The organism is Phycisphaerae bacterium (genome assembly GCA_041652575.1).
In the GTDB taxonomy this organism is placed as follows: domain Bacteria; phylum Planctomycetota; class Phycisphaerae; order Sedimentisphaerales; family UBA12454; genus UBA12454.
The window spans coordinates 30,208-50,271 of sequence record JBAZHC010000011.1 but is presented as its reverse complement, the minus strand read 5'-3'; the positions used below and the strand labels follow the sequence as shown (position 1 = coordinate 50,271).

Genomic DNA, 20,064 nt, shown 5'->3' with positions numbered 1-20,064 from the left:
TTATGGCAGAGAATATGAAAAAAATCACAGTTGCAATTGCCGGTAATCCGAACAGCGGGAAAACGACGATATTCAATGCTTTAACCGGCCTTCGCCAGCATGTCGGCAATTATCCCGGTGTTACAGTCGAGAAAAAAGAGGGTACGTGCCGGCATAACGGATACGAACTTAAAATTATCGATTTGCCCGGGACTTACAGTCTTACCGCTTATTCGACAGAGGAAGTTGTTTCGAGAAACTTTATTATCGAACAAAAGCCGGATGTTGTGGTCGATGTTATAGATTCTTCGAATATCGAGAGGAATCTTTATCTTGCCGTACAACTAATGGAGCTTAATGTGCCGCTTGTACTCGCTTTCAATATGAGCGATATTGCCCGGCACCAGGGGCTTGTTTTTGACATTGAAAACCTTTCGACGCTTTTCGGTGTAAAAATTGTTCGTACGATAGGCAATAGGAATACAGGCATAGATAAAATTCTCGATGCGGTTATTGAAACTGTTTCGCAGGGACCGAAAGATTTGAATTTGCGTATTAAATACGGCAGTGAAATAGAAAATGAGATTGAAAAGTTGCGGCAGAAGTTCGATGAATTGCGCAACAACAGGTGGGCAATAATAAAACTGCTCGAACTGGACGCGGATGTTTTGAAACAGGTTCAAAATCCTGAAATTGCTCCGGCTGTGCAGGAAAGCATCAAGCGTTTAAAAACTATTTTCGGTGAAGAGCCGGAGATCGTTATCGCAGATAAAAGATATGGTTTTATTTCCGGAGCCTGCCGGGAATCGATAAAAAATCCAATTGAAATCCGGCATAATCGCAGCGATATGATTGATGCATTTGTTACGCACAAAACATGGGGGCTGCCGATTTTTGCGGCGATGATGTATATTGTTTTCGATGTAACTTTTCGGTTGGGTGAGTGGCCGATGACGTGGCTGGAGATGCTGTTCGGCTGGCTCGGACGGACCATATCCGGTTTTTGGCCGGTCGGAAGTGAAAGTGTATTGAAATCACTTCTGGTTGATGGAATAATCGGCGGCGTCGGCGGCGTGGTAGCGTTCCTGCCGAATATTATGCTGCTCTTTGCGGCAATAGCGATTCTCGAAGACAGCGGATATATGGCAAGGGCGGCGTTTGTAACCGACAGGTTTATGCACAAAATCGGTCTGCACGGCAAGAGTTTCATTCCAATGCTGATTGGATTCGGCTGTTCGGTGCCTGCGATTATGGCCTGTCGAATACTCGAAAACAGACGCAACAGGATAACTACGATTCTTATTACTCCGCTTATGAGCTGCGGAGCGAGGCTTACGATTTATGCGCTTATAATCCCTGCATTTTTTTCCGAGAGATGGCGAGGCCCGATGATGTGGCTGATTTATTTTATCGGTATCGCGCTGGCCGTTATATCAGCCAAGATATTGAGGATTACTCTGCTAAAAGGCGAAACGATACCGTTCGTAATGGAACTGCCTCCGTATAGGATGCCTACATTTAAATCTATTTTTCTGCATATGTGGGAACGAGGCTGGCTGTACCTGAGAAAGGCCGGTACCGTCATTTTGGTGATTTCGATAATTTTGTGGGCAGCCGCACAGTACCCGCGTGTATCGCCTGAAAAACTTGCCGGTCTGGACGATGCAGAGACGCAGACCGTTACGCTTAAGCACAGTTTTATCGGCAGGGCGGGGCTTGCTCTTGAGCCGGTACTTAAACCGCTCGGATTCGATTATAAAATCGCCACTGCGCTTATAGGCGCTCTTGCGGCAAAAGAAGTGTTTGTGGCACAGATGGGTATCGTTTATGCCGTTACGGAAAATGAGGATAGCTCCGTTTTGCAGCAGAGACTCAGCAGCGATTATACGCCTTTGCAGGGATTTTGTATTATGCTGTTTTGTCTGATAAGCGCACCCTGTATCGCAACGGCCGTAATTACCCGCTCTGAAACCGGTGCATGGAAATGGGCGATTCTGCAATTCGGCGGATTAACGGTAATGGCTTATGTCGTAACACTGATTGTATATCAGGCGGGAAGCTTTTTGGGGCTTTAAACTTGTTATGGAAATTATAAATAACCAGAATAGCAGTAAACCGGATAATAATCGACGCGTACGATTGTTCGATTCGAATAGTTTGTTCGGCGATGATAATGAGATAATGATTCGGCACGATAGTTCCATTTACAGGCTAAGAATAACGAGAAACGGGAAATTAATTATGAATAAATAAAATAATTTTAAAAACACTTACGACCCAGCAAGCTGAAAGCCAGCCAGGGAGCAATAGATGAAATAAATTTCGTCTATTGCTCTTTTTTTTGCAAGTTACGGAAAGGAGGCGGGCGATAGCTTAATCGTATTGGTTGTTGTGCAAAATGTTTGTGTAAAGTTTTAATAGGTTTAATTTAAATTGGAGTATGAAAGATGAAGTTGGAAAATTACAAAATGAAAAGTGTTTTAATGTTGATGGTTATTGGTGGTTTATTTTCAAGTTGCAGTTTCGCGGCCTTAATCAACGGGCAAAACTGGACTGATACTGTGGTTGGCTATACAAGCCAGATACAGAATTACGGCGGAACATATATGGACAGCAGCACTGTTTCGTGGGTTTTAGGCGTATCAGACGCCGACCAAAACGGCAATATGTATGCTTTTGACGCTGTGGATTTGGACAATGTCGCCGGCTGGCGTTCGGCGGCAAGTCAGGAAATCGTTGTTGGTTTCAATACCGCAATTACAGATGTTGAAGGCGATGATATTGTAATCAGATTGTTCTGCGGCGCAAAAGCAAAAGCGAATGTTTATGCAAGTGCAGACAATGTAAATTGGACATTGATTGGCAATGTAGCAGGTTCATCTGGCGGTACACCAGGCACTCCGGGTAATTTATATGACGCATCTTTTGATTTGTCAGATGTTTTTTTCGGTGATGTTTATTATATAAAAGTTTGCGGCACTACATCGGGTTCCGGTACAGGAATGTTTTTCGATTCATTCGCATCTGTTCCTGAACCAGCGACATTGGTTGTTTTAGGATTGGGAGCAATAGCTTGCTTGAGAAGGAAGAAGTAGTTTTTAGTTAGCTGGCAGGGGCATAGGTTTTGTTCGACTGCCTGTGTCCCTGCAGCGGGAAATGGTTATGGTTTTGAAAAACAAAAAAGCATTTACACTGGTTGAACTGCTGGTGGTGATAAGTCTGATAGGGCTTCTCGTTGGAATATTGCTTCCCTGCCTGGCAGCAGCCAGAGAACGCGGCAGGAATGTCGTTTGCCGATCTAATCTAAAAAATATCGGATTGGCTTTGCGAATGTATCTGGATGTCAGCGGCGGCAGGATGTTTTCGTCCGAGCCTTATCCCGGTTCTTATGGACAAAAAAGTCAGCACTGGTTTATGAATCAGATGTTTGTAAAAAATCTTGGACTTGAAGTTGTCAGTGATGCGAACAGCGAAATAATCGGCACAGGCAAAGGTCGGACAGTTTTAACCTGTCCGACGCATAAAAGGCCTGATATGACAAGAGATGACCCTGATTATCCTACAGAAGAACGTGATTTTTCTTTGAGCTATATGGCTAATGGAACGCTTGGTGTTTCAGGCAGAGCAAATATGCCGACGGACTACCGGAATGAAAGTGAATATAAAAAACCAGCAAGGGCTATGATGTTCTGTGATGGAAACGGGACGAGTCAAATTTCCGGAGTTGTTTTATTTGACGGCTGTCCTGTGGCGAATTTTGAATATCGGCACAAAAATAAAACCAATACATTATTTCTTGACCAACACATTGAATCCCTGACGGAAGATGATGTTCCGTTTTGCAGCAGATTCAACAAGGCAAGGTTGGGAGAATTCTGGTATGCCAAACAAAAATAAAAAATTACAGGAGTGTGATATGAAGAAAATTATTTATATAACGTTAATAGTTTTGAATATCAACGCGATGTTGTATGCCAGATATGTCAACGGCATTAACTGGGCAGATAGTGTTGTCAGCTATACAGATAAAATTCAAAGCTGGGCAGACGGTTATTGCGGCGGACCCGGTTCGCATTATATGGACTCAAATACGCCGGCGACAACGTGGTGGGTATTGGGAGAATCTGATGCCGACGGCAACGGCAATATGTACGCCTGGGATTTTGAAGATGGCGACCGTGATTATGTCGCGGGCTGGCGTTCGGGCGGGGCATCAAACAGCGAGCAGGAATTTATTGTCAAATTTGAAACCGGTATTAAGGATGTCTCCGGCAATGACATTGTGATAAGAATGTTTTGCGGCCCGCTGGCGGCGGCTTCTGTTTGGGCAAGCAGCGATGGAGAAACTTTTGTTCAGATTGGAACAATCGAGGGACGATTAAATGAGATTCCGGGCGAAAGCGGCTGGCTCTATGATGCTTATTTTGATTTTGCCGGCAGTTTTGCAGACGATGTACATTTTATACGAGTGTTCAGAGAGGTTACATCGCAGCAATCCGGAATGTTATTTGATTCATTTAGTACTGCTTATATCGAATTACCGATTGTGTCTAATGAAGTTGGTTTGTTCGGTTGGGCGTTGGCAGGCGATACGAATAAAGATGGTTATGTGAACTTTGAGGATTTCGCGGTTATAGCGAATTACTGGCAGAAATGCAACGACCCTAATGAGCCGGATTTTGATGTGTCGCTTTTTGCAGATGTCGATTCCGTACCGTCAAGTTGTCACGGAGTATGGCAGGCCGGTATGGGAATGGATGCGGATATCAATAAGGATTGCAGAGTAAATCTTCCGGATGTACAGGTGTTTTCTGAAAAGTATCTGGAATGTAATAATCCGGAAGATTCAAATTGTATTGCGAACTGGTAATTTAAAATTTTTATTGGAGTAATGATTAATGAAAAAGATGTTAAATGTAGTTTTGATGGTTTGTTTTTCAATGTTTTTGCAGGGCTGTAAAGAATCCGCGGATAAGTCCTCGGAAATAAACAGACTCATCAGTCAAATGAAACCTTTGCAGGTTTATAATGACGGTAACGAGATTATGACAATTACGGTAAATCAAGCGATGGCGTTTCACGAAAATCACGAACATTCCCAATCGAATGCTGAAAGTTCTCATATTTCACAGAATTCTCATATTTGTATGGGCGTTTTGATTGGCTACAAAGCAATAGGTTATGCGGCACAGCAACTTTTTGGGGACGAGATCCCAAAGGCTGCTGATTTTGATATTAAAGTCAGCGGTTCAATGGATGGCGTTTGGGACGTGATGAGTTTGTACACAGGCAGAGAATTAAAATTTGAAGACGAAGAAACAGAACTGAATCTGCAAAGTTATACATTTACCGCAAAGCGGATTCCCAGCGATAAATCTGTAACATTTTGTGTTCGCGGCGGACTGATACCGGATGGATTTTTTGCGGTTAAAAATCAGGGGGCGACATGCAGCAATGCAGAGTTGAGGAAAGTCAAGCAGCAGGCGTTGTTAAATATTTTGTCAGCAGAACATCAAAATTGTTTTGACTTTGTTGAGTCTGCCTCTGGATTTGGAAGGTGAATCAATGTTTTTGGCAGAATAGCCCGACGATATCAATCGTTCATCCCTGAGCGGTTAATACGGATAATGCAACAGTGATGGCAGTTCGGCTGCGTTTAGCTTTTTAAGATGAGTAAACCAGCAATGCGCCGATAAGCAGATAAATCAACCCAAAAAATCGCAGAGTAAAAGTACTTTTTGATGCAGCCCACGCGGCCATCGCTCTTGACTTCTGCGGAACAGCCACTATGAAAACCGCTCCGACAAGAGCCAGAATACCGAAAGTAATTATCACCCATGGATATGTGCATTTATCCGCGCCGAAAAGAAAAATCACTCCCAGCACAGTCTTGATAATAGCGGCAAGATATATTTTCGCTCCTTCAGCCACCAGAGCGGCATATTTTTTCACAAAGTCCGGCCGGAACAATATAACGATGGCATCTACAACAAGAAGAATCGCAACAATTTTCAACCAGTTCATAGACAGCTCCTTAATTTCTTTTAAATCGAGTTTTCCGGAACTATTTCAAGCAGGGCGGAATCGATTTCAAGACAAGTAGCCTTGCCGAGTACGTCAACCTGGAGAACAAGCCTTGTTTTGTTATGTTCGCTGACAACGAGTCCTTCTATTCCCATAAGAGGCCCTGCGATAACTTTGCACAACTGACCCGCTTTAAGGTAGTGGTATGGCGCAAGATTTAATCCGCTTGTAAGTGCCTTTTCAATCGGCAGAAGCTCTGCAATAAAATGCTGCTGGTCCTTTACTGCCAGCAGGCCTGCCGCTCTGTTTGTTTTGAGTATCTCCAGTCTCTGCGGTTCGTCGCCGCAGAAAAAGACATACCCGCTGAACAGAGGCAGCAGCGAACGGATGACTCTGCGGCTTTTTCTGTAAACTTTTTCAGTCATAGGCAGAAAATAGTTTATATTTTTTCTCTGCATCTGCCATGCGAGCGCCTTTTCGTTTCTGCTTTTGGTATGTACGACCCACCATGTCCCCTGAAAGTCTTTTATACTTGTATCAGGCGGCCAGATTATCGGCGGATTTTCTTCAGGCTTTAGCATGAAAGCATTGTAGTAGAAGTTACGGCATCTGTCAATTTAAAGAGTAACCTGCAAATATTCAGTATTGCCGTCAAACGCGATTTCGCCATTAAAAGCGGCAGGAATCAGGATTGTCTGTCCTTTTGCGAAATCTACCGGCTGCGAATTGTCGGAAGATATTTTGCCGCTGCCTTCGATAATTATAATTACTTTCATTATCCCTTTGGAAATTTTGTTTGTCGCCTCGGCCTGTGCAGTGATTTTATCAATCCTGAAAAATTCACAGTCAACAAGTCTGCCGGCTGTTGTTACGCCGAGTTGGTCCGCCTTTTGGTTGAAATGGATGCTCTCAAGTGCCTGTTCGATGTGGAGCTGGCGGGGTTTGCCGTTTTGCAGCCTGTTCCAGTCGAAAACCCTGAAGGTCGTATCAGATGGTATTTGTATCTCAGCTATTAAAATTCCCGCGCCTATTGCGTGAACGGTTCCCGCCGGGAGAAAATGACACTGGCCGGCCTTTACAGGAACTTTATTCAGGAGTTGGGCGCATTTGCCGTCTTTTATTGATTGCTCGAACTGCTCTTTTGTCGTCCCGGATTTCAGTCCTTTGTAAATGCAGGCGTCTTTATCGGCGTCGATTATGTACCAGCACTCGGTTTTTGGATTGCCGGTTTTAAGTTTTTTTACCGCATCGCTGTCGGGATGAACCTGAACGCTCAGGACGTCTGCGGCGTCGATAAGTTTGATAAGCAGTCCGAAAGGCGGCTTATAGTTTTTTTTGCCTGTTATTTCTTCAGGATATTTTTGCAGAGTCTCTGCGATTGTTTTCCCGGCGAATTCGCCGTTTATAATAACTGATTTATCGTTCGGCAAATCAGCGAGTTCCCAGCTTTCGCCGATTTTTTTATCGGCAGGGCAGTCTTTACCGAGGGCATTGTGAAACTTGTGTCCGCCCCAAATAAGTTCCTTGTAAATCGGTTCGAATTTCAATGGATAATAGTTCATTCTGTTTTTCTTTCTTTAAACAAATAATAACAGGCTCAATGCCATTACAATCATACCAGCGACAAAGCCGTAAACGGCGTAATGATGTTTGCCGTATTTTTCAGCGGCGGGCAGAAGCTGGTCGATGGATATGAAAACCATTATACCGCCCACGGCAGCGAAAATAACGCTGCAGGCAGTATCGCTTGGGATGTGCATAAGAATAAGATAACCTATTAATGCGCCAACGGGTTCTGCCATGCCCGAAAGGAAAGAGAGCCAGAACGCTTTTTTTTTGCTGCCGGTCGCGAAAAATACAGGCACTGAAACCGCGATACCTTCCGGTATATTATGAATCGCTATTGCTATTGCGATTGGAATTCCGAGCCGGACATCTTTTAGTGCGGCGGTAAATGTCGCCAATCCTTCGGGGAAATTATGTATCGCGATTGCCAGTGCGGTGAAAAGCCCCATACGATAAAGGCTGTAGAACTTTTTGGCGGCCGCGGCCTCGTCGGCGTTTTCTATATCTTTGATTTCGTGAGGATTGTCTATGCCGGGTATGAGCTTGTCGATTATGGCTATCAGAAAAATGCCGGCAAAAAAAGACATAACTGTCAGCCAGTATCCTTTTGCCATGCCGAGTTGGGCGGTAAGGTCGGCTTTTGCCTTGGCGAATATCTCAATCAGTGAAACATAAATCATAACGCCTGCCGAAAAGCCCAGCGAAGTCGAAAGAAATCTGGTGCTGGTTCTCTTGGCGAAAAAGGCCATAGCGCTTCCGATACCGGTGGACAGTCCCGCGAAAATCGTCAGGCCGAACGCTATTAAAACGTTATGATTATCCATAAAATTTATCTGCGATTGAGATAATTTGCTATGCCGTCGGCGATAGTCTGAGCAAGACGTTTTTGCATATCGACATTTTTAAGCTGTTTGGCCTCCCAGTAGTTTGACAGGTATCCGAGTTCGACCAGAACGGCGGGGCATCTCGTATGCGTAAGCACACGGTAATCTGCTTTCCTGACACCGTTGCTGCTTATACTTGTCCGAGCCATACAATTGTCGATTGAATCGGCGAGTTTGATTGATGCCGATGAGGCGCTGCGTGCGACGTAGAGTGTAAAGCCGTTTTTGCTTCTTGTCGCCGATGAATCCGCGTGAATACTTATGAAAACGTCCGCCCTGTTGCGGTTGGCGATAGCGGCGCGCTCTTCAAGTTCGATAAACACATCGCTGTTACGGGTCATTATAACCCTGTGTCCCTTGTCTCGCAGCAATTCGGCAATCGCAAGACCTACATCAAGATTTACAGTTTTTTCTTCGTACTCGTAATAACTTATTGCGCCGGGGTCTTTGCCTCCGTGTCCAGGGTCGATTATGATTGTTTTACCTGTAAGCTGCCATGCTGTTTTCGGCTGCTGCGGAGGGGTCGGTATCGGTACCGGCACTTCCATGACCGGTTTTGCGAGTTTGCTTTGTATTTCGTCTCCCGCAGAGGCGCGAATATTAAGCAGGCCGTCGATTTTTTTGGTTTTTCCAAGCGGCCCGATATAGTTGTCGTTGACATAAATCTGGTTTTGTTTTGGCAGAATGGTTACGGTATTAACTGTATCGTTAAAGGATATTTTGTCATAGGTTGCCTGTGATATACTCATACCGAGTTTGCCGGCAAGGTAATAAACATCGACTAATTGCTCGTCTTTCAGCAGCGAACTTGTGCCGGTTCGCTTGGCGGGCTGCTGACAGCCTGCCGCCGCAAGCATAACGAAAACAAATAATAAAATCAGCGATACGGTTTTTCTCATTTTGATTCCTTCGAAATTATAATTATTTTTTCATTCTAAAAAAGCTCTGTTCCATCCTGCTGTTTTTTTCTTTTCAGCTCGATACCAAGATGTTTACAGGCTTGTTCCGTTATTTCTCTGCCCCGATTTGTTCTGCGGATGAATCCTATCTGTAATAAATACGGCTCGACAACGTCTTCGAGGGTGTCTTTTTCTTCGCCCAGCGTAGCGGCAAGCGCCTCGATGCCCGCAGGTCCGCCGTTGTATATGTTTGCCAAAGCCCTCAAAAACGACCTGTCAAGCTCGTCAAGACCAAGCTCGTCAATCTGCTCCATCTTCAATGCGTTCGTAACCACGTCATCGGTTAATTTTCCCTTGCCTTTTACCTGCGCGTAATCGCGAACCCTTTTTAAGAGTCTGTTTGCGATTCGAGGCGTGCCTCTGCTTCGCGAAGCGATAAGCTCAAGCGTACCGTCCTGGCAGACAAGATTCAGCAGCTTTGCCGAGCGTTTAAGTATCAGTGCAAGTTCGCCTCTGCTGTAAAATTCCAAATGATACAGCATTCCAAACCTGCCGCGTAATGGTGCGCTCAAAAGACCCGCCCTCGTTGTTGCGCCGATAAGTGTAAACCGCTTCAATGGGAAATTTATTGTTTTTGCGTGAAGACCGCTGTCGACCGTGAAATCGACACGGAAATCTTCCATCGCGGGGTAAATAAATTCTTCGACAGGCGTGCTTAGCCGGTGTATTTCATCGATGAATAGTATGTCGCCTGTATTGACATTGCTGAGCAGTCCCATTACATCGCCTTGCTTGACAAGTGCCGGTCCCGATGTGGTCTTTATTCTCGAGTCCATTTCGTTGGCGATTACGTGGGCAAGCGTTGTCTTGCCGAGTCCCGGCGGGCCGTAAAACAGAATATGCTCTAACGGTTCGTTTCTTTTTTTCGCCGCTTCAATGGCAATGGACAGTTTTTCTTTTACACTTTGCTGACCGATACACTCCGCAAAATTCGTCGGCCGCAGCGAAGCGTTGAAATTTTCTTCCTGCTCATTTATCGAATCAGAGTCTAAAACCCTGTCTATCGCCATCGTTAAACCTCAATTCCCTGTTTTATTCTGTAAACCAGCGGCACGAGTTCTTCTGCCGATTTAATGTTCGGATGTTTTCTGCACGCCATATTGATAAGTTCAGCCGCTTCGTTTCGTTTTTCGCCCCATGCGATAAGAATTTCAAGTGCCTCAATCTGGAACCCTGCGAAAGCTGTCTCTTCTTTTGCTTGTGCAGGTTCGGCTCCTGCCGCAAAGCCTGTCAGTTTGCCTTTAAGCTCGGCGATTATATGCTGGGCCAGTCTCTTGCCGATACCCGGCAGGGCGGTCAGCGTTTTTTCATCGCCGCCTTCGACAGCCGCCGCGACGGTCGCTATCGGCAGGGCAAGCGACTTGAGACCTTTTTTTATCCCGATGCCTTTTACGCTCGTATATCTCTTGAAAAAATCTTTTTCGCCTGTACTCACAAACCCGACCATTTGCGGTACGAGATTTCCGCCGCCGGGCGTTCCTTCGTAATATTCCATCGTGGAAAGGATAATGTCCTGTCCGATTCTGCTTCCAAGCAGACTTGCCAGATAGCCCGGCACAAGCACCTCGTAGCAGATTTGTCCGACCTGCACCAATGCCTTGTCGCTGTCCAGTTGAACGAGTTTTCCTTCAATTTGTGCTATCATATATTATCACGCCAATGCCTGATTCAGGTCTTCTATAATATCTTCGGCGTTTTCAATTCCAATTGAAAGCCGTATAAGTCCGTCCTTGATGCCCAGTGCCAAACGCTCTTCCCTGCTTATGCCGTAATAGCTTATCGTAGCCGGATGCGTAATCAGCGATTCGACGCCGCCAAGGCTCGGCCCGATACAGATAATTTTCAGCCTGCTCAAAAATTCGAGTGCGCAAGTTACGTCGTCTTTCACTTCGAATGTAACGACTCCGCCGAATCCTTTCATCTGTTTTTTCGCTATTTTATAATGCTGATGGCTCGGCAGACCCGGATAATATACCTTTTCTACTTTCGGATGGTTTTCGAGGAACTCGGCGATTTTTTGCCCGTTCTCGTTATGCCGCTGCATACGAAGCTCGAAAGTTTTCAGGCCGCGGATTAAAAAGTATGATGAATGCGGGTCGATGCATCCGCCGGTTATCTTGAGATAGTCCCGAATAGTGCCGGTCAGTTCTTTTCTTCCGAGCACCACGCCGCTGAGCAGGTCGTTATGTCCGCCGAGATATTTAGTCGCGCTGTGTATGACTAAATCTATTCCGTATTCCAATGGTTTCTGGTTGTAAGGCGTTGCGAAAGTGCTGTCCGATATGACGAGAATGCCTTTCCCTTTGAAAATGCCCATCAGCCGGTCCAAATCCATTATATTCAGATATGGATTTGTCGGAGACTCCGAGAAAAAAATCTTCGTATTGGGCTTTATCGCGTTTTCTATCGCTTCATAGTCGCCCATTTTGATTACCGTACAGCCGATGTTGAATCTTTCAAGGCATCTCAGGCAGAAGTCGAGCGTTCGCTTGTATGCGTCATCGGTTATTATGATATGGTCGCCGGATTTCAGCAGTGCGAAAAGCGTGGTTGTTATCGCGCTCATTCCGGTTGAAAACAGCACGGCGTCCTCGGCGTTTTCCAGTGCCGCAAGTTTCCGCTCGGCCGCGACCTGTGTGGGATTCCCGTAGCGGCCGTATTCGAATCTGTCTTTGACGCCTGCGGCAAGCTGTTTTATTTCGTCGATGTTTTTGAAAATAAATGTGGACGTCTGAACAATCGGCGTGGTTATTGAGCCGTATTCGTTATAACGGATTTCGCCGGCGTGCACAGCCGTGGTTGAAAATCCCGCTTTTTTGTCAACTTGTTTCTTCATAAAATCCCTTTATCAGCGATGTTCCTGCCTCAAATCGAATTGGCACAGCAAAGTGCCGCCGCGATAGCGTCCGCCACATCCGCAGGCTCCGGCATCTTCGCAAGGCCCAGCAGGCTCTTAATGCTTCTTTGCATCTGAAGTTTCGATGCTCTTCCGTTGCCCGTCAGCGACTTCTTTATTTTCGTCGCCGCAAAGCTCTTTACTTCCGTGCCGTTTTCGCAGGCACAGGCAAGTATAACACCTCTTGCGTGTCCCATCAAGATTGAGGTTTTGGGATGGGCATAATGCGAATATAATTCTTCAACCGCCATACAGGCAGGGTCGAATTTTTCGAGCAATGATTTTATATCCTGTGCTATCTGCACCAGTCTTTTCTCAATCGGCAGTTTCGTATTCGTTCGGCAAACTCCCGCCTCGAGCAGCTTCATATTGTTCCTGTCAGCTTCAATCACGGCATATCCGCAAATCTGCAAACCAGGGTCGATGCCGAGAATCTTCATTACGCTTCCTCCCCGCGTTTTATTCTATATCCTCCGCCGGGAGTATCTTCGACAGTCCAGCCCTGTGCCGTAATTTCCGCCCGCACAGCGTCAGCCGTTTTCCAATCCTTACTTAATTTAGCTGCTTTTCTTTTTTCAGCGAGTTCCTTTATATTTTCCGGCACCTCGGTTTCGTCTGCTTCGAGAACGCCGAGTACCGAATCGAGTTTATTTATTGTATCCAGCAGGGCAGCGGCTTCTGTCGAATTCAGATCTTCGGCCTTGTTGGCTTCCCGTATAAAATCGAAGCAAACCGCCAGCGACTTTGAAATATTCAAATCGTCGGAAAGTGCCGCGTCGAATTCAGTCAGGCAATTGAAGGATAAATCTTTAAACTGCCTTCTGATTTCGCCGGCCTTGCCGGTTTTCTGCAAATCTGTCAGCCGAAGGACGCATTGCTGTATTTTATCTATCGCCTGCTGAGCGGCTTTTATTCCATCGAACGTAAAATTGTAGTTTTGCCTGTAATGCGAGGAGATAAGCGAGTATCGAATCGCGTTTTTCCTGAATCCCTTTTCGATAAGTTCCGGAATCGTGTAAAGATTGCCCTTGGATTTTGACATTTTTTCGCCGTCGAACATCAAAAATCTCGTATGCAGCCAGTAGTGAACGAATTTTTTGCCGCTCGCCGCTTCGGACTGCGCGATTTCGCATTCGTGATGCGGGAAAATATTATCTTCTCCGCCGGTATGAATATCGAATTCGGCGCCGAGATATTTCGAGCTCATCGCCGAGCATTCGATGTGCCAGCCGGGAAATCCTCTGCCCCATGGGCTGTCCCACTGCTGTAAGTGTTTGGTATCGTGCTTCCAGAGTGCGAAGTCCTGCGGATTTTTCTTTTCCTGATTAACTTCTATTCTCGCCCCTGCGTTGACATCTTCGAGCGTATTACCGGAAAGCTGCCCGTAATTGGCGAACTTCATAACATCGTAATAAACGTTATTGCCGACAACGTAAGCGAAACCCTTGTCGATGAGAATCTTGATTATGCCAATCATTTCATTGATATGCTCTGTCGCCTTTGGGTATTTATTCGGCGGTTTTATATTAAGTAGTTTGCTCGCCTGCAGAAATGAGTCTGTATAGAATTTCGCAATTTCCAGCGGGTCTTTTTTCTGTTTTTTCGCCGCCTCTTCCAGTTTGTCGGCCCCTTCGTCAGCGTCATCGACCAGATGTCCGACATCCGTGATATTCATAATATGAGTTACCTTGAATCCTTTGAATTCGAGGAACCGCTTTAATAAATCCGCGACGAGAAAGCTTCTGAAATTTCCGATATGCGGATGCGAATACACCGTCGGCCCGCAACTGTACATCCCGACTTTGCCTTGCTGCATCGGCACGAATTCTTCTGTTTTTCGCGTTAAAGTATTATAAAGTTTCAATTCCATTTATTTTCCTTTAAGGGTACAGGGTTTAGGGGATAGGGTTTAGCCGTCACCGAAACGGCGACGAATTGTTGTCTATACCCTATACCCTGTCCCCTATGCCCTTATAACGTTCTTTTTAATCTTCTTCTGAGTAACACTGTCGCTATCGCCGATATCGCCAGTCCTGTTCCTATTTCGCCGAGACCTTCGTTTGTCTTTGCCTTTACATTGACATTAAGGAAATCGATTCCCAAAAGGCTGGCGATGCATCTTTTCATCTGCATTTTATACGGCCCAAGTTTCGGCTCCTCGGCGTTGACAATAATATCGATATTTACCACTTCCCAGTTTTTCGCCGCGATGTAATCCTTGACTTTCAGCACAAGTTCTTTGCTGTCGATATCTTTAAATTGCGGGTCGCTGTCGGGAAACAGCATTCCGACATCGCCAAGTCCCGCCGCTCCCGCTATTGCGTCTATCATCGCGTGCAGCGCGACGTCGCCGTCGCTGTGGGCCAGCAGTCCTTTTTCGTAAGGAATAACTATGCCGCCCAGTTTCAATGCTCTGCCTTCGACGAGCCGGTGAATATCGGTGCCGATGCCCGTTCTGTATTCGTAATTTATATCGCCGTTCACAGCGAACCCTTTGTGCTTGGAATATCTTTTCCGGTAATTTTAACCGATTGCCCCATCGCCTGTCCAAGTGCTTTGAATATCGCCTCTGCGATATGATGGCTGTTAGTGCCGTGCGGTACGGTTATATGCAGATTGAATTTGCCGTGATTGGCGAAACTTCTCAGCAGCTCTTCTATGCATTCCACATCGAAATCGCCGACCTTTTCCGTTCTGTATTCGACGTTATAAACGCAGAAGGGCCTGCCCGACAAATCCAGCGCTATATTCGCCAGTGCGTCTTCCATCGGCACCGCGCTGTTGCCGTAGCGTGCGATGCCTTTCTTATCGCCCAGCGCCTGCACAATCGCCTCGCCCAGGCATATCGCGACGTCTTCGACCGTATGATGCTGGTCGACTTCGAGGTCGCCTTTTGCCTTCAGCGTCATATCGATTTTGCTGTGTTTGCTAAGGTGACTGAGCATATGGTCCAGGAACCCTATGCCGGTATCGATTTCGTATTTGCCTTCGCCGTCAAGGTTGATTTGCAGCAGAATATCCGTTTCTTTTGTCTTCCTTGTTATTTTCGCTTTTCTGTCAGCCATTTTTTATCCCTCGGCTAAAATTATATTTAATGCGTCAATGAGTATTTTAGTCTGCCCGGTAGTTCCCGCCGTAATTCTCAGCTTATCCTTAATATCCGAATATGCCCAGTACCGGACATATATATCTTTATCCCTGAGTTTTTCATAGATATCGATAGCTCTTGCTTTTGATGGTTTTGCGAAAACAAAATTCGACTGGCTCGCCTGCACCTCGAATCCGAGTTCGATTAATTTTTCAGTCAGTATTTTTCTTTCGATTTTGACTTTCCCAACGTTATTCCTGAAATACTGCTGGTCTTCGATTGCCGCCGTCGCCGCCGCGATTGACACGGCATCGACATTATACGAATCCTTGACCTTCAACAGGCCCTTTATCAGGTTTTCATTTGCGATACCGAATCCGAACCTCATTCCCGCAAGCGAATAGCCTTTGCTCATCGACCTCAGGATAATTACATTGTCGAATTTTTTCACAAGCTCGAGGCAGTTGTCTTCGGCGAAATCGACATAAGCCTCGTCAATCAGCAAAACGCCTTTTCCGTTAAGTTCCTCGGCAAGCTGAATAAGTTCTTTTTTCGGAATGAATGTTCCGCTCGGTGCGTTTGGATTGCATACGATTGTCAGTGCCGCGCCGGTCGATGCGAGTTTTGCCGGCAGATTGAATTCGCTGTCGAATGGAATTTCGATAATAGGGCAATTTTGTATCCTCGCCAGTTCCGGGTAAAGCGAATATGTCGGTGTCGGATAAGCGACAGGGCGGCTCTCATCGCAGAATGCTCTTATCGCCATATTCAGCAAATCGTCTCCGCCGTTTGCGCAGATAATATTTTCCGGTTTGACGCCGAGCACTTTCGCCGCCGCTTCTCTGAAACTATCGCCCAGCGGCTGCGGATATTTGCGGATTTGCTCAGCGGTTATATTTTTTATCGCCTCGATTACCTTCGGACTCGGCGGATATGGATTTTCATTGGTATTGAGCTTGACCACGTTGGCGCTGCTCGGCTGGAACCCCGGCTCGTAACCGGCCATTTTTTCTATATTTTCGCGAAAATAACTCATAGACAGGGAATTATACGCTGAAAATTACGGTTTGCAAAGTCTGATTTTTGACGAATTTGTCCGTGTTAGTCAGTGTTTTCGTCTGTGTCGGTCGGTGCTTATTTCTTGCAGCAGTAGTCGATTAGCCTTGCGATTTCGCTTCGTAAGTCCTTGCGATGCACAATCATATCGACAAACCCGTGTTCGAGCAGGAATTCGGCCCTTTGAAACCCCTCCGGCAGTTCGACCTTAATCGTCTCGTAAATCGTCCTTGGCCCTGCAAAACCAATTAAAGCGCCCGGCTCGGCTATGATAACATCGCCCAGCATCGCGAAACTCGCCGTAACTCCGCCCGTCGTCGGGTCGGTCAGAACCGATATGAAAAGCCCGCCGCTATCGTCTAATCTCGCCAAAGCGGCGCTGGTTTTAGCCATTTGTGCCAGCGAAACCACGCCTTCGTGCATTCTCGCTCCGCCGGTCGAGCTGACCACGACAAGCGGAAGCGTCTCTTCTATCGCCTTTTCGATTGCCGCGCTCAGTTTTTCGCCGACAACCGCGCCCATCGAGCCGCCGAGATAATTGAAATCCATTACCGCCAGCATAATCGGCCTGCCTTTAACGAACGCCTTGCCGACAAGCATAGCCTCTTTGCCCGCCGCGGCCTTTTCGGATGCCTTGGCGCGTTCCTTATAGGTGGTGCCCCTGAACGTGAAATTCAGCGGGTCAGCGGTAACCATTTCGGTCAGGAACTCTTCGAATGAGCCTTCATCGACGAGATATTTGATTCTTTCCGCCGCCCCGATACGGAAATGGTAGCTGCATTCCGGACATACGTCGAGATTTTCAACGACGGCCTTTTTGAATAGCAGTTTTTCGCAGCCGGGGCACTTTATCCACAGCCCCGCGGGCATTTCCCGCCGCGGCGTTAAACTGAAGCCGTCCCATTGTGATTTTGCTTGTTTTGCCATTGTTCCCTGTCATTCCCGCGAAGGCGGGAACCCATTTTTCAGATTAGCCCCCGGACCTGTCGGAGCCGCAGCGGAGACCCCATCGCTTAGTTTTGTCCGCTGACAAAACTGCAGGGGTGCCGGGGGGGCGTTTAATTATCTATTAATTTGCGGATTATATCATATAATTGGACAAAATCGAGTCCATTTTTTACCCCCATTCCATTGGGGGGTTCAGAGCCGCGACAGTTGGAGTGAAGCGGAAACCCTGCGCAAGGGTAATGGAGCGGTAATTTTACCTCCGGCGTTTCATAAAATGCCGATATTTCCGGTTGTCTTTAGCGAAAAGAGGGATATAATTTAAGTTAAGTTTCAAAAACCATACAGATCAGCCATTGATAAGGTGATTAATGACTAAGGAAGAACAAATAAAAAAATTAGAAGATTTATTAAATGAATTTAATGAATTTTACAAAAGTTCAAATACCTTTGATATATTAAAATTCGAAAAATGGAAAATAATCGTCAGTAAAGTTTTGGGTGGAAATTATAAAATAAGATTTAATAGATTAAATTTCTATAAGTATATAAATGACGAAATCCCTTTTTAAAATACTTTACTTTTTAAAATGAATAATATAGAAAGAATAGAAACAGACTTCAAGCAAGCAGAGTCAATTTTAACAGACTACATTTACAAACTAAAAGTACATCCAAAAAATGCAGAAGATTTACAGAAATTAAAACTATTAAAAGCAAGAGAAAATAATATTGATTTCGAACTTGAACTTGCAGAAATGATATGTGGCGATAATGATAAATTTCCTTATCGTTCATCTTATTATTTAACTGCTTTTTTTAAAGACTTAGGTTTCAATTATACACATGGAGGTTCTACAAGAAGATTTTGGGTTAGAGATATTTTGTCGGAATTAGACATATCGCAAATTCATACGGTAATTAATGATGGACTTTTTTTGAAAAAATACTTTATCGAACATGCGAAAAATCATAATTTGCCAGAATATGATTCTTTCTTAAAACAAGCCATAGAAGAGTTTAGAAAATTTATTGTCAACAGCATGGCAAAAAATGAAAGTGTAGATTTGTCTGCAATACTAGACCTAAATGTTAATATTGAACTCCTTTTTGATAATAAAGCAAAAACAAAAGATGAAGAATTGAACGCATTAATTGAAGAAGCAAAAACCAGATTTTTGGACGCAAATGACAAGCAAATAGCATTAGAGAAATTATGGGATGCTTTTGAAAGAATAAAAACATACTTTAATCATGATAAAAAAAATTCATCTCAAAGACTTATTGGAATTATATCTAATGAATTAGATAAAGATTTATTTGAGGATGAATTTAAAAAGTTAACCTTAGTGGGAAATGAGTATAGAATTAGACATCATGAAACTGATAAAAAGAACATAGAAAAAGATAGAAATATAAACTATTTATTTTTTAGAATGCTTTCGTTGATATGGTTGTGTATTGAAAATATAAATGAATCCACTTCATAGAATTTTAATTATTGAGACAACTAAAAAGGGAAGACTCTTTCCTGCGATAAGAGAAAGTTTTATTGTTTGTCAGGTTTGGTGAGGACTACATACGCGGCGATTGATTCGCCGACTAAAACTCCTGCACCGAGGACGAAAGCAATGTAAGCGGGAATCTTGTGCATTACCGCCGATTTTATATATAGTACAACAATAAACGTTATACCAATCGTCAGCATCGCAACAGCAGTAACAATCTTTGTTCTTTTGTCCATACCAATAATAATTTAAGATTTAACATTTGTAATACATTTAAACATTTACAATGGCCTTACGAATTGCCTCGATTGCTTTTACCCTGTCGGCTTGTCCGAAGATAGCATTACCGGCGACTAATGTATCTGCTCCGAGTGCCGTAACAATCGGCGTTGTTTTTGCGTCGATTCCGCCGTCAACTTCAATCCTTATATTCGCCCCGACAATCTGACGAATGGGTTTTATTTTATCAGCCGCGGCCTGAATGAAACTCTGCCCGCCAAAGCCGGGATGAACCGTCATAACCAAAATCATATCGGCTAAATGCGCGTATTTTTCAATTTTCGACACAGGCGTTTCAGGATTAAGACAAAGTCCGGCCGATATGCCTGCGTCGTGCAGCTTCTTTATAAAATCCTTCGGATTCGGCACAACCTCGATATGAAAAGTAATATTATTCACACCCGCCTTGATAAAATCATCGGCGTATCTTTCCGGCTCGCTAATCATAAGGTGGCTGTCGAACGCGAGGTTGGAATATTTGCGGATTTTCGCAATCACGACCGGCCCGATAGTAATATTCGGCACGAAATGGCCGTCCATAACGTCGAGGTGAACCATCTTCACGCCAGTATGCTCAATCTGTCCGATTTCGTCGGCCAGTTTGGCGAAGTTTGCGCTCAGTATCGACGGTGCGATTTCAATTGTACCCGCTTTTGGTAGTTGTCTATCAGCCACAGAGATTTCCTTTAAACTACTTTTTAGCCACAGAGTTCACAGAGGCCACAGAGATATTTACTTATTAGCCATCCGCCGTCGCCATCCGTCTTCGTCCCTAAGGGACTACGAACGGACAAGAAGGCTATGGCGGACAGGGTTATCCCGATGCGTCGGGACTTCCGCTGCGCTTCAGCAGAGGCCACAGAGATATTTATTTTTATAA

At 45.1% G+C, this 20,064-nt stretch carries 24 protein-coding genes; 8 read left to right on the top strand and 16 right to left on the bottom strand.

Annotated elements, in window-relative coordinates:
* The first annotated feature begins 2 nt into the window (after positions 1–2).
* The 6 genes from feoB to WC496_09075 all read left to right on the top strand — a co-directional run bounded on the left by feoB (position 3) and on the right by WC496_09075 (position 5,540).
* Positions 3–2,054: a ferrous iron transport protein B gene (gene feoB / locus WC496_09100; protein ID MFA5293175.1), complete on the top strand. Its 2,052-nt coding sequence runs from the start codon at positions 3–5 to the stop codon at positions 2,052–2,054.
* A 7-nt stretch (positions 2,055–2,061) separates the two neighbouring features.
* Positions 2,062–2,232, top strand: a complete 171-nt coding sequence (locus WC496_09095) for a hemin uptake protein HemP (GenBank protein MFA5293174.1) — start codon at positions 2,062–2,064, stop codon at positions 2,230–2,232.
* A gap of 194 nt (positions 2,233–2,426) precedes the next feature.
* A complete protein-coding gene (locus WC496_09090) occupies positions 2,427–3,074 on the top strand; it encodes a PEP-CTERM sorting domain-containing protein (protein ID MFA5293173.1) in 648 nt (215 codons plus the stop codon).
* Between the two features lie 67 nt (positions 3,075–3,141).
* On the top strand, positions 3,142–3,876 hold the full coding sequence (locus WC496_09085; protein ID MFA5293172.1) for a prepilin-type N-terminal cleavage/methylation domain-containing protein: 735 nt from the start codon (positions 3,142–3,144) through the stop codon (positions 3,874–3,876).
* A 19-nt stretch (positions 3,877–3,895) separates the two neighbouring features.
* Positions 3,896–4,849 carry a hypothetical protein gene (locus WC496_09080; protein MFA5293171.1) on the top strand — a complete coding sequence of 318 codons (954 nt, stop codon included), beginning with the start codon at positions 3,896–3,898 and terminating at the stop codon, positions 4,847–4,849.
* Between the two features lie 28 nt (positions 4,850–4,877).
* A complete protein-coding gene (locus WC496_09075) occupies positions 4,878–5,540 on the top strand; it encodes a hypothetical protein (protein MFA5293170.1) in 663 nt (220 codons plus the stop codon).
* Positions 5,541–5,643: 103 nt separating this feature from the next.
* Here the strand turns inward: WC496_09075 and WC496_09070 are convergent, their stop codons facing one another.
* The 14 genes from WC496_09070 to accD all read right to left on the bottom strand — a co-directional run bounded on the left by WC496_09070 (position 5,644) and on the right by accD (position 17,379).
* Positions 5,644–6,003 carry a DUF2065 family protein gene (locus tag WC496_09070; GenBank protein MFA5293169.1) on the bottom strand — a complete coding sequence of 120 codons (360 nt, stop codon included), beginning with the start codon at positions 6,001–6,003 and terminating at the stop codon, positions 5,644–5,646.
* Positions 6,004–6,023: 20 nt separating this feature from the next.
* The gene (locus WC496_09065; GenBank protein MFA5293168.1) at positions 6,024–6,584 is read right to left on the bottom strand and encodes a transcription termination/antitermination NusG family protein; all 561 of its coding nucleotides are present in this window, start codon (positions 6,582–6,584) and stop codon (positions 6,024–6,026) included.
* A gap of 36 nt (positions 6,585–6,620) precedes the next feature.
* Positions 6,621–7,565, bottom strand: coding sequence for a type I phosphomannose isomerase catalytic subunit (locus WC496_09060; GenBank protein MFA5293167.1), 945 nt, complete (start codon positions 7,563–7,565; stop codon positions 6,621–6,623).
* Positions 7,566–7,580: 15 nt separating this feature from the next.
* Positions 7,581–8,393 carry a zinc transporter ZupT gene (gene zupT / locus WC496_09055; protein ID MFA5293166.1) on the bottom strand — a complete coding sequence of 271 codons (813 nt, stop codon included), beginning with the start codon at positions 8,391–8,393 and terminating at the stop codon, positions 7,581–7,583.
* Between the two features lie 5 nt (positions 8,394–8,398).
* On the bottom strand, positions 8,399–9,352 hold the full coding sequence (locus tag WC496_09050) for an N-acetylmuramoyl-L-alanine amidase (protein ID MFA5293165.1): 954 nt from the start codon (positions 9,350–9,352) through the stop codon (positions 8,399–8,401).
* Positions 9,353–9,387: 35 nt separating this feature from the next.
* A complete protein-coding gene (gene ruvB, locus WC496_09045) occupies positions 9,388–10,422 on the bottom strand; it encodes a Holliday junction branch migration DNA helicase RuvB (GenBank protein MFA5293164.1) in 1,035 nt (344 codons plus the stop codon).
* Between the two features lie 2 nt (positions 10,423–10,424).
* Positions 10,425–11,057 carry a Holliday junction branch migration protein RuvA gene (ruvA, locus tag WC496_09040; protein ID MFA5293163.1) on the bottom strand — a complete coding sequence of 211 codons (633 nt, stop codon included), beginning with the start codon at positions 11,055–11,057 and terminating at the stop codon, positions 10,425–10,427.
* Positions 11,058–11,063: 6 nt separating this feature from the next.
* A complete protein-coding gene (locus tag WC496_09035; protein ID MFA5293162.1) occupies positions 11,064–12,248 on the bottom strand; it encodes a PLP-dependent aspartate aminotransferase family protein in 1,185 nt (394 codons plus the stop codon).
* A 29-nt stretch (positions 12,249–12,277) separates the two neighbouring features.
* Positions 12,278–12,748: a crossover junction endodeoxyribonuclease RuvC gene (gene ruvC, locus WC496_09030; protein MFA5293161.1), complete on the bottom strand. Its 471-nt coding sequence runs from the start codon at positions 12,746–12,748 to the stop codon at positions 12,278–12,280.
* The gene (cysS, locus tag WC496_09025; GenBank protein ID MFA5293160.1) at positions 12,748–14,178 is read right to left on the bottom strand and encodes a cysteine--tRNA ligase; all 1,431 of its coding nucleotides are present in this window, start codon (positions 14,176–14,178) and stop codon (positions 12,748–12,750) included. The genes ruvC and cysS overlap by 1 nt, the downstream gene beginning before the upstream one ends.
* 101 nt (positions 14,179–14,279) lie before the next feature.
* The gene (gene ispF, locus WC496_09020) at positions 14,280–14,792 is read right to left on the bottom strand and encodes a 2-C-methyl-D-erythritol 2,4-cyclodiphosphate synthase (protein MFA5293159.1); all 513 of its coding nucleotides are present in this window, start codon (positions 14,790–14,792) and stop codon (positions 14,280–14,282) included.
* Positions 14,789–15,373, bottom strand: a complete 585-nt coding sequence (gene hisB, locus WC496_09015; GenBank protein MFA5293158.1) for an imidazoleglycerol-phosphate dehydratase HisB — start codon at positions 15,371–15,373, stop codon at positions 14,789–14,791. Before hisB ends, ispF begins: the two co-directional genes overlap by 4 nt.
* 3 nt (positions 15,374–15,376) lie before the next feature.
* Positions 15,377–16,432 carry a histidinol-phosphate transaminase gene (gene hisC, locus WC496_09010; GenBank protein MFA5293157.1) on the bottom strand — a complete coding sequence of 352 codons (1,056 nt, stop codon included), beginning with the start codon at positions 16,430–16,432 and terminating at the stop codon, positions 15,377–15,379.
* Between the two features lie 98 nt (positions 16,433–16,530).
* The gene (accD, locus tag WC496_09005) at positions 16,531–17,379 is read right to left on the bottom strand and encodes an acetyl-CoA carboxylase, carboxyltransferase subunit beta (GenBank protein MFA5293156.1); all 849 of its coding nucleotides are present in this window, start codon (positions 17,377–17,379) and stop codon (positions 16,531–16,533) included.
* 389 nt (positions 17,380–17,768) lie between these two features.
* On the opposite strand from accD, the gene WC496_09000 reads away from it, so the two are divergent.
* Both WC496_09000 and WC496_08995 read left to right on the top strand, forming a co-directional pair.
* A complete protein-coding gene (locus WC496_09000) occupies positions 17,769–17,969 on the top strand; it encodes a hypothetical protein (GenBank protein MFA5293155.1) in 201 nt (66 codons plus the stop codon).
* Positions 17,970–17,987: 18 nt separating this feature from the next.
* Complete coding sequence (locus WC496_08995) at positions 17,988–18,887, top strand: hypothetical protein (protein MFA5293154.1); 900 nt, start codon at positions 17,988–17,990, stop codon at positions 18,885–18,887.
* Between the two features lie 59 nt (positions 18,888–18,946).
* On the opposite strand, the gene WC496_08990 is transcribed toward WC496_08995, so the two are convergent.
* Both WC496_08990 and rpe read right to left on the bottom strand, forming a co-directional pair.
* Complete coding sequence (locus tag WC496_08990; protein MFA5293153.1) at positions 18,947–19,141, bottom strand: hypothetical protein; 195 nt, start codon at positions 19,139–19,141, stop codon at positions 18,947–18,949.
* A 37-nt stretch (positions 19,142–19,178) separates the two neighbouring features.
* Positions 19,179–19,859: a ribulose-phosphate 3-epimerase gene (gene rpe / locus WC496_08985; GenBank protein ID MFA5293152.1), complete on the bottom strand. Its 681-nt coding sequence runs from the start codon at positions 19,857–19,859 to the stop codon at positions 19,179–19,181.
* Positions 19,860–20,064: the final 205 nt, after the last annotated feature.